9 protein-coding genes are annotated in these 9,149 nt (G+C 73.7%); all 9 read left to right on the plus strand.

What is annotated here, in order from left to right; all coding sequences use genetic code 11:
- The coding region (mfd, locus tag F2B26_RS12115) for a transcription-repair coupling factor (RefSeq protein ID WP_159809715.1) at window positions 1-2,343 on the plus strand (2,343 nt) is incomplete at its 5' end.
- Between the two features lie 135 nt (window positions 2,344-2,478).
- A complete protein-coding gene (locus F2B26_RS12120; RefSeq protein WP_159809717.1) occupies window positions 2,479-3,042 on the plus strand; it encodes a SurA N-terminal domain-containing protein in 564 nt (187 codons plus the stop codon).
- A gap of 24 nt (window positions 3,043-3,066) precedes the next feature.
- Window positions 3,067-3,756 (plus strand): nucleoside triphosphate pyrophosphohydrolase, encoded by a 690-nt coding sequence (locus F2B26_RS12125; RefSeq protein ID WP_235929641.1) that lies wholly within the window; start codon window positions 3,067-3,069, stop codon window positions 3,754-3,756.
- 41 nt (window positions 3,757-3,797) lie between these two features.
- The gene (gene eno, locus F2B26_RS12130) at window positions 3,798-5,078 is read left to right on the plus strand and encodes a phosphopyruvate hydratase (RefSeq protein ID WP_159809719.1); all 1,281 of its coding nucleotides are present in this window, start codon (window positions 3,798-3,800) and stop codon (window positions 5,076-5,078) included.
- A gap of 188 nt (window positions 5,079-5,266) precedes the next feature.
- Window positions 5,267-5,965: an FtsB family cell division protein gene (locus F2B26_RS17475; RefSeq protein WP_235929642.1), complete on the plus strand. Its 699-nt coding sequence runs from the start codon at window positions 5,267-5,269 to the stop codon at window positions 5,963-5,965.
- A gap of 41 nt (window positions 5,966-6,006) precedes the next feature.
- Complete coding sequence (locus F2B26_RS12140) at window positions 6,007-6,492, plus strand: DUF501 domain-containing protein (RefSeq protein WP_159809721.1); 486 nt, start codon at window positions 6,007-6,009, stop codon at window positions 6,490-6,492.
- A 130-nt stretch (window positions 6,493-6,622) separates the two neighbouring features.
- A complete protein-coding gene (locus F2B26_RS12145; protein WP_159809723.1) occupies window positions 6,623-7,567 on the plus strand; it encodes a Ppx/GppA phosphatase family protein in 945 nt (314 codons plus the stop codon).
- 180 nt (window positions 7,568-7,747) lie between these two features.
- A complete protein-coding gene (locus tag F2B26_RS12150) occupies window positions 7,748-8,077 on the plus strand; it encodes a PadR family transcriptional regulator (RefSeq protein WP_159809725.1) in 330 nt (109 codons plus the stop codon).
- Window positions 8,074-9,149: hypothetical protein (locus F2B26_RS12155; protein ID WP_159809727.1), on the plus strand; the 1,076-nt coding region annotated here is incomplete at its 3' end. The genes F2B26_RS12150 and F2B26_RS12155, both read left to right, overlap by 4 nt.

A 9,149-nucleotide genomic window follows, 5' to 3' on the forward strand; every position in this document is an offset into this window, starting at 1 on the left:
CTGGCCACCGACGGGCACGGCCCGGCCCAGCGGATGGTCGAGCAGCTCGGGGCGGCGCAGGTCCCGGCGCGCCTGGTGGGCGCCGTCGAGCAGGTGCCGGACGGCGGGCTCGTGCACGTCGTGCCGGCCCAGCTCGGCCCAGGCTTCGTGGCGCCCGAGCTGCACCTGGCCGTGTTCAGCGAGTCCGACCTCACCGGGCGGCAGGGCACGTCCACCAAGGACATGCGCAAGATGCCGAGCCGGCGACGCAACGTCGTCGACCCGCTGCAGCTGCGCCCGGGCGACTTCGTCGTGCACGAGCAGCACGGGGTGGGGCGGTTCGTCGAGCTGGTGCAGCGCACCATCGGCTCGGGGGCGTCCGCCGCCACGCGTGAGTACCTCGTGATCGAGTACGCGTCGAGCAAGCGCGGGCAGCCGGGCGACCGGCTCTTCGTGCCCACCGACGGTCTGGACCAGGTGACCCGGTACGTCGGCGGGGAGGCCCCGACGCTCAACAAGATGGGCGGCGGGGACTGGGCCCGCACCAAGGGCCGGGCCCGCAAGGCGGTCCGCGAGATCGCCGGGGAGCTCATCCGGCTGTACTCGGCGCGGATGGCGACCCCGGGGCACGCCTTCGGGCCGGACACCCCGTGGCAGCGCGAGCTGGAGGACGCCTTCGCCTACACCGAGACGGCGGACCAGCTCGTCACCATCGACGAGGTCAAGGCCGATATGGCCAAGCCGATCCCGATGGACCGTCTGATCTGCGGTGACGTCGGCTACGGCAAGACCGAGATCGCCGTGCGCGCGGCGTTCAAGGCCGTGCAGGACGGTAAGCAGGTCGCGGTGCTGGTGCCCACGACGCTGCTGGTCCAGCAGCACTACGACACGTTCGTCGAGCGGTACGCCCCGTTCCCGGTGACCGTGAAGGCGCTGTCGAGGTTCCAGACCGACGCCGAGTCGAAGGAGGTGCTCGACGGGCTGGCCGACGGCAGCGTCGACGTGGTCATCGGCACGCACCGGCTGCTCACCGGCTCGGTGCGGTTCAAGGACCTCGGCCTCGTCGTGGTCGACGAGGAGCAGCGGTTCGGCGTCGAGCACAAGGAGACGCTCAAGGCGCTGCGCACCAACGTCGACGTGCTCGCGATGAGCGCCACCCCGATCCCGCGCACCCTGGAGATGGCCGTCACCGGCATCCGTGAGATGTCGACGCTGGCCACCCCGCCGGAGGAGCGGCACCCGGTGCTCACCTTCGTCGGGGCGTACGAGGAGAAGCAGATCACCGCGGCGATCCGCCGCGAGCTGCTGCGCGAGGGCCAGGTGTTCTACGTGCACAACCGGGTCGAGTCGATCCACCGCACGGCCGAGCGGCTGGCGCAGCTGGTGCCCGAGGCCCGGATCGCGGTGGCCCACGGGAAGATGGGCGAGGGCCAGCTGGAGAAGGTCATGCTGGACTTCTGGGAGAAGTCGTTCGACGTCCTCGTGTGCACGACGATCATCGAGACCGGGCTGGACATCTCCAACGCGAACACGCTCATCCTGGAGCGTGCCGACCGGCTCGGGCTGTCCCAGCTGCACCAGCTGCGCGGCCGGGTGGGTCGTGGGCGCGAGCGCGCGTACGCCTACTTCCTCTACCCGCCGGAGGTGCCGCTGACCCAGACGGCGCACGACCGGCTGGCCACGATCGCGGCGAACACCGACCTGGGCGCCGGGATGGCCGTGGCGATGAAGGACCTGGAGATCCGCGGGGCGGGCAACCTGCTGGGCGGTGAGCAGTCCGGGCACATCGAGGGCGTCGGCTTCGACCTGTACGTGCGGATGGTCGGCGAGGCCGTCGCGGAGTTCCGTGGCGAGGAGTCCGCCGAGCAGCCCGACATGACGATCGAGCTGCCGGTGGACGCCCACCTGCCGCACGACTACATCGCGCACGAGCGGCTGCGCCTCGAGGCGTACCGCACGATCGCGACGGCGACCGACGAGGCGGGCCTGGACGCGGCCCGCGCCGAGCTGGTGGACCGCTACGGGCCGGTGCCGCCGCCGGTGGAGAACCTGTTCGAGGTGGCCGGCTTCCGGCTGCACGCGCGCCGGGCGGGGCTCACGGACGTGACCGCGCAGGGCAAGTTCGTGCGGTTCGCGCCGGTCGAGCTCGCCGAGTCGGCCCAGCTGCGGCTCAAGCGGCTCTACCCCGGGGTGGTGCTCAAACCTGCGGTGCGCACCGTGCTCGTGCCGTTCCCGACGACCGCGCGCATCGGCGGCAAGCCGCTGCACGGTGGTGACGTGCTGCGCTGGGCCCGTCAGCTCATCGACGCGGTGCTGCTGGGCGACGTGTCGGCGGCCGCTGCGGTCGGCACCCGTCCCCGCTGAACGGCCCGGTGGCCCAGGTCCGGGGCCTACGATGTGGCGGGCCCGAACCCGAGGTGTGCCCGTCGTGAGGTGTCGCGTGAGGTGTGGAGGTCAGCGGTGATCGTTCGGTCAGGTGCGCGTCGGTCAGGTGCACGCATGACGGGGGGCCGCCGGTCGGTCGCCCTCGTGGCGGGTGCGGTGGCGCTGGTCGGTGCGCTGGCGGGGTGCTCGGCCAAGCCCGGCGTCGCGGCCACGGTGAACGGCCAGGACATCACCACGCACGAGGTCTCCACCACGATCGCCGACTTCACCCCGCTGTCGGGCCAGGTCTCGGCCTCGGCGGTGCTCAACGAGCTCGTGCTCGAGCCGATCTACCTCGAGGTCGCCCAGAAGCACGACGTGGCCGTCTCGGAGGACGACGCGAAGGCCGCGATCGCCTCGGCGTTCGCCGGCAAGGGCGCCGTGCCGGACTCGGCCGGCACCCTCGCGATCGCGCGGTTCGAGCTGACCGCCAACAAGATCGCGCAGTCGCCGCAGGCCTCGGCCATCGCCGCGGACCTCGCGACCGCGCTCAAGGACGCCTCGATCACGGTGAACCCGCGCTTCGGCACCTTCGACCCGGCCGCGGCCTCCGTGACCAGCGTCGTGACGGCGCCGACGCAGCCCGCCTGGCAGGTGGCCACGGCGGCGCCGACCGCCGCGCTGACGCCTGCGCCGTGACCCGGCTGCGGTGAGCGAGCTGCGGTGAGCGCGTCGCTCGACCGTCTCGTGGCGGTGATGGACCGGTTGCGCTCACCGGGCGGCTGCCCGTGGGATGCGGCGCAGACGCACGCCAGCCTCGTGCCCTACCTGCTGGAGGAGTCGCACGAGCTGGCCGAGGCGGTCGACGCCGGCGACCGCTCCGGGATGCGCGAGGAGCTGGGCGATGTGCTGCTCCAGGTCGTGTTCCACGCCCGGGTTGCGCAGGAGGACCCCGACGAGCCGTTCGACCTGGACGACGTGGCCGACACGCTGGTCGCCAAGCTCGTCGGGCGGCACCCGCACGTGTTCGCCGAGGCGCCTGTCGACGGCGACCTGCACGCCCAGTGGGACCGGCTCAAGCGGCTGGAGAAGCCGGAACGCACGTCGGCCCTCGACGGGGTGCCGGCGTCGCTGCCCGCCCTGGCGAGGGCGGCCAAGCTGGCCCAGCGCGCCCGGCGGGCCGGGGTGGACCCTGAGGTGGTGCCGGCGCCGGTGGCGGACGACGACGGCGAGGACGACGCGCTCGGGCGCGCGTTGCTCGCGCTCGTGCACGAGCACCCCGGCCTGGATGCCGAGGGCGCCCTGCGCCGGGCGACGACGCGCTGGGAGGCCGCTGTGCGGGCTACCGAGATCACCGAGGCAGGGTCATCGGCAGGCAAAGGTCCTGACGCCGAGGGTTCGGGAGTTCGTTAGGCTGACCTCGTTACCCACACGAAAACGTCGAAGGAGCAAGCATGGCCACCATCGAGGCCGTCGGCGCCCGCGAGATCCTGGACTCCCGGGGCAACCCGACCGTGGAGGTCGAGGTCGCCCTCGAGGACGGCACCATCGCCCGGGCCGCTGTTCCGTCCGGTGCATCCACCGGTGCGTTCGAGGCCGTCGAGCGCCGGGACGGCGACAAGTCGCGCTACCTCGGCAAGGGCGTGCAGGACGCCGTCAACGCGGTGATCGACGAGATCGCCCCCGAGCTCATCGGCTTCGAGGCCACCGAGCAGCGCCTGGTCGACCAGGCCCTGCTGGACCTGGACGGCACCGCCAACAAGGGCAAGCTCGGCGCGAACGCCATCCTCGGCGTCTCGCTCGCCGTGGCGAAGGCTGCGGCCGACTCGGCCGACCTGCCGCTGTTCCGCTACGTCGGCGGCCCGAACGCGCACGTGCTGCCGGTGCCGATGATGAACATCCTCAACGGCGGCTCGCACGCCGACTCGAACGTCGACATCCAGGAGTTCATGGTCGCGCCGTTCGGTGCCACCACGTTCAAGGAGGCCCTGCGCACCGGCGCCGAGGTCTACCACTCCCTCAAGTCGGTGCTCAAGGCTCAGGGCCTGTCGACCGGTCTGGGCGACGAGGGCGGCTTCGCGCCGAACCTGGCGAGCAACCGCGCCGCGCTCGACCTCATCCTCACCGCGATCGAGAAGGCTGGCTTCGTGCCGGGCAAGGACGTCGGTCTGGCGCTGGACGTGGCCGCGACCGAGTTCTTCAAGGACGGCGCCTACCAGTTCGAGGGCAAGGCCCAGACGCCCGAGTTCATGATCGCGTACTACGAGCAGCTGGTCCGCGACTACCCGCTGGTGTCCATCGAGGACCCGCTGAGCGAGGACGAGTGGGGCACCTGGTCGCAGCTGGTGACCGAGGTCGGCGACAAGGTGCAGATCGTCGGCGACGACCTGTTCGTCACCAACCCGATCCGCCTGGCCAAGGGCATCGAGCTCAAGGCCGCCAACGCCCTGCTGGTCAAGCTCAACCAGATCGGCACGCTCACCGAGACGCTGGACGCGGTCGAGCTGGCCAACCGCAACGGCTTCCGCACGATGACCTCGCACCGCTCCGGCGAGACCGAGGACACCACCATCGCGGACCTGGCCGTGGCCACCAACGCCGGGCAGATCAAGACCGGCGCCCCGGCCCGCGGTGAGCGGATCAACAAGTACAACCAGCTCCTGCGCATCGAGGAGGAGCTCGACGAGGCCGGTGTCTACGCCGGCAAGAGCGCCTTCCCGCGCTTCTCGGCCTGACGGGCAGCACGTCCGGCGAGGGGCCGGTGACCTTCGGGTCACCGGCCCCTCGTGCGTCCGGGGAGGTCGCGACCGCCGCGACGAGCACCTCTGCGACCCCGCGGGTGCGGGCACCGGCCGCGGGTGGGTTCGCCGGTACGGCGGCGCGCCGGTCCGTCCGCGCGGCGCCGGCAGGCACAATCGGAGGCATGCCCGCCGCCCGTCGTCCGACCGCGCCGTCGCCTGCGCGCACCTCGGCCGGTGCGGCAGGTTCGGCGTCCGGGGGCCGGGGCGCGACCGGGACGAGGTCGGGCGGCGCCTCGACGGCCGCGACCGGTGCGACGACCAGGTCCGCGGGTGCGCGCGCCGCGACCCCTCGTCAGCAGTACAAGCCCGAGGCGACGAGCGGGCGCCCGGCCGCCGTGCGGCGTGATGCGAGCCGCCCCGCCGGGCGCGCCAGGACGGGTCCGGCACCGACCGGTGGGGCCGTCACCGAGGAACGGGTGAGCGTGCCGCGGCTGTTCACCGCTCGCGCCATGGTGCTCGGTGTGGTCGTCATGCTCGCGTTCGTGCTCGTGTACCCGACGCTGCACGCCTACCTGGCGCAACGGGCCCAGCTCGCGGCGCTCGACGCGCAGGTCGCGGCCGCCCAGGCGCACAACGACGACCTGCAGAACCAGCTGCAGCGCTGGCAGGACCCGGCCTTCGTCACCTCGCAGGCGCGCGAGCGGCTGGCCTTCGTGCTGCCGGGGGAGCGGGCGTACCGCGTCGTCGACCCGGGGGCGGTGCAGGAGGCGCCGACCGCATCGGACGGGCCTGCCGGGTCCGTCCAGGCCTCGGCGGGCTCGCCCTGGTACGTCTCGGTGTGGCGGTCGGTGCAGGTCGCGGGTGACGCCCCGGCGGGCTGACCGGGTCGTGAGCGCGCGCGTCGGCGGGGGAGAATGGCCCCGTGGCTGTGGACCCTGCTGATCTCGACGTCGTCGCCGCCCAGCTCGGCCGGGTGCCGCGCGGGGTGGTCGCGGTCGCCGCGCGCTGCGTGTGCGGGCGCCCGACGGTGGTGCGCACGGCGCCGCTGCTGCCCGACGGCACCCCGTTCCCGACGACGTACTACCTCACGAGCCCCGGCGCGGTGGCGGCGGTGAGCACGCTGGAGGCGGGGGGCCTCATGCGTGAGCTCACGGCGCGGCTGGGCGAGGACGACGAGCTCGCGGCGGCGTACCGGGCGGCGCACGAGGCCTACCTGCGTGACCGTGCGGAGCTGGGGCACGTCGAGCAGATCGCCGGGGTGTCGGCCGGGGGGATGCCGACCCGCGTGAAGTGCCTGCACGTGCTGGTGGCGCACTCCCTGGCCGCGGGACCCGGGGTGAACCCGATCGGCGACGAGGTGCTGGAGCTGCTGCGCGACGTGTGGCGCCCGGACCGCTGCACCTGCTGAGGGTCGTCGCGGGCCCGACGGTGCATCTGCCGGGCGTGCCGGACGTCCCGTGCCCCGCGGTCGGCGGCGCCCGCGGCCTCCCTGCCGGGTGGCGCACCGGGCACCCCCGTGACGCTGGCAGGATGTCCCGGTGACTCGTGTGGCTGCCATCGACTGCGGGACGAACTCGATCCGGTTGCTCGTCGCGCAGATCGACGAGACGGGGCTGCACGACGTGGTGCGCCGCTCGGCGGTGGTCCGGCTCGGGCAGGGCGTCGACCGCACCGGGCTGCTCGCGCCGGACGCGTTGGCCCGCACCTTGGCGACCACCAGGGAGTACGCCGAGGTGTGCCGCCAGGCGGGTGTCGAGACGGTGCGGTTCGTCGCGACGTCGGCGACCCGGGACGCGGCCAACCGCGGCGAGTTCGTGGCGGGGGTGCGGGCCGCGCTCGGTGTCGAGCCGGAGGTGGTCGCCGGCGAGGAGGAGGCCGCGCTGTCGTTCCGCGGTGCGGTCGGCGTGCTCGCCGACCGGTTCGCCGGCCCGTTCACGGTGGTCGACCTGGGCGGTGGCTCGACGGAGCTGGTGACCGGTACGCAGCGGCCGAGCGCCGCCTGGTCGATGGACGTGGGGTCCGTGCGGCTCACCGAACGGCACCTGCACTCCGACCCGCCGACCCCCGACGAGATCGCCGCAGCGGTGACCGACGTCGACCGGGCCCTGGACGAGGCCGCCGCGCACGTGCCGCTGGGCGGGACGGGCACGCTCGTCGGGCTGGCGGGTTCGGTGACGACGGTGACCGCCCACGCGCTGGGGCTGGAGCGCTACGACCACCTGCGCATCGACGGGTCGGTGCTGGAGGTCGACGAGGTGCTGGCGGCCTGCGAGGACCTGCTGGGCCGCAGCCGTGCGCGGCGCGCCGAGCTGGGCTTCATGCACCCGGGCCGGGTGGACGTCATCGGCGCGGGTGCCCTCGTGTGGGCGCGGGTGGTGACCCGGGTGCGCGAGGCGGTCGCCGCGGCCGGTGGTGAGCTCACCCAGGTGGTCACCTCCGAGCACGACATCCTCGACGGCATCGCCTGGAGCCTGGCGGGCTGACGTCGGTCGGCGACCTGGCTGGCGCCGGTCGGGCCCGGGCTGGCGTCGGGCGCCGCACCCGTCGGGCACCGCACCCGTCGGGCGGCTGCCCGACGCGCCGGTGTTGCGCTGCTGACGGTACTGCGGAGCGCGCGGTAGTGTGTCACGCGTCAGTCAGGCGGTCATGGCCGGGAGGCGCGGATGGACACCACACAGCTGCTCAAGGGGGTGCTCGACCTCGCGGTGCTCGCCGTCGTGGAGGCCGAGGACGGGTACGGGTACGACGTCGTCCGCCGGTTGCGGTCCGCCGGGATCGACGAGGTCGGGGACGCCTCCGTCTACGGGACGCTGCGCCGGTTGTACGCGGCCGGGGCGCTCACCTCGTACGTCGTGCCGTCGGACGAGGGCCCGCACCGCAAGTACTACGGGATCAACCCGCAGGGTCGGGCGATGCTCGACACCCAGCGCAAGGACTGGACGAGCTTCGCCGAGGTCATGGACCGGCTGCTCACCATGGAGGCCGCAGCATGAGCACCACCACCATCGACGTCGCCGGGTACGCCGCGGCCGTCCGTGCCGCGCTCACCGGGCTGGGGCCGGAGCAGGTCGAGGACCTCACCGACGGGCTCGAGGCCAACCTCGCCGACGCTCTGGCCGACGAGGGCAGGGGGGTCGTCGGCCAGAGCGCGGAACAGGTCTTCGGGCCCGCGTCCGAGTACGCCCAGGAGCTGCTCGTCGCCGCTGGGCTCACCGGGGTGCTGCCGACCCGCCGTCGGCGCCGGTTCGGCGAGATCATCGACGCCCCGTTCCTGGCGCTCGCCCGGCGGGCCCGGCGGCTGCTCGACGCGCTGCGGACCCGGCCCGGGTGGCCCGCGTTCGAGGAGTTCGCGCTCGCGCTGCGCCCGGTGTGGTGGGTGCTGCGGGCCTGGGTGCTGTGGCAGGTGATCGGCGTCGTCGCCGGGGACCAGGAGCGCACGCTGCTGCCGACCTCGCTCCCGGAGGTCGCGCTGCTCGGTGCGCTCGTCATCGGATCGGTCCAGTGGGGCCGGGGCCGGTGGCCCACCCGCGGGGCGTGGCACCGGGTGCTGCTCGTCGTGAGCGCCGTCGCCGTGCTCGCGGCGGTCCCCGCGCTGGCGCGGGCCTCCACCCCGGTGGTGCGGACGAACTGGATCGACACGTCGTCCGGCCCGTCCGACGGCGTGGTCGTCGACGGTGCGCCGGCCACCAACCTGTTCGTCTACGACGGCGACGGGAACCCGGTGCCGGCGGCCCAGGTCTACGACCAGGACGGACGCCCGGTGCGCATCCTCGCCAACGACTACGGCGGCTACCCCAGCGGTGGCCAGTGGTGGGCCTTCGCACCCGCCACCAGCGCGGGCGAGACGCGGTGGAACGTCTACCCGATGCTCGCCGCACCGATGACCCAGTGGACCACCGGGGCCGACGGGGTCGAGCGGCTCATGCCCGATGCCACGCCGTCGGCTCCGTGGCCGTTCGCCAAGGCACCGGCGGTCGTCGTCCCTCATGCTTCCGACGCCCCCTTGGTCGCGGCCGGGCCCGACGCGACCGCGCCGGCTGCCCCGTCGGCCGGCGCGCAGCCGTC

It is taken from the genome of Cellulomonas citrea, from assembly GCF_009829685.1.
GTDB lineage: Bacteria > Actinomycetota > Actinomycetes > Actinomycetales > Cellulomonadaceae > Cellulomonas > Cellulomonas citrea.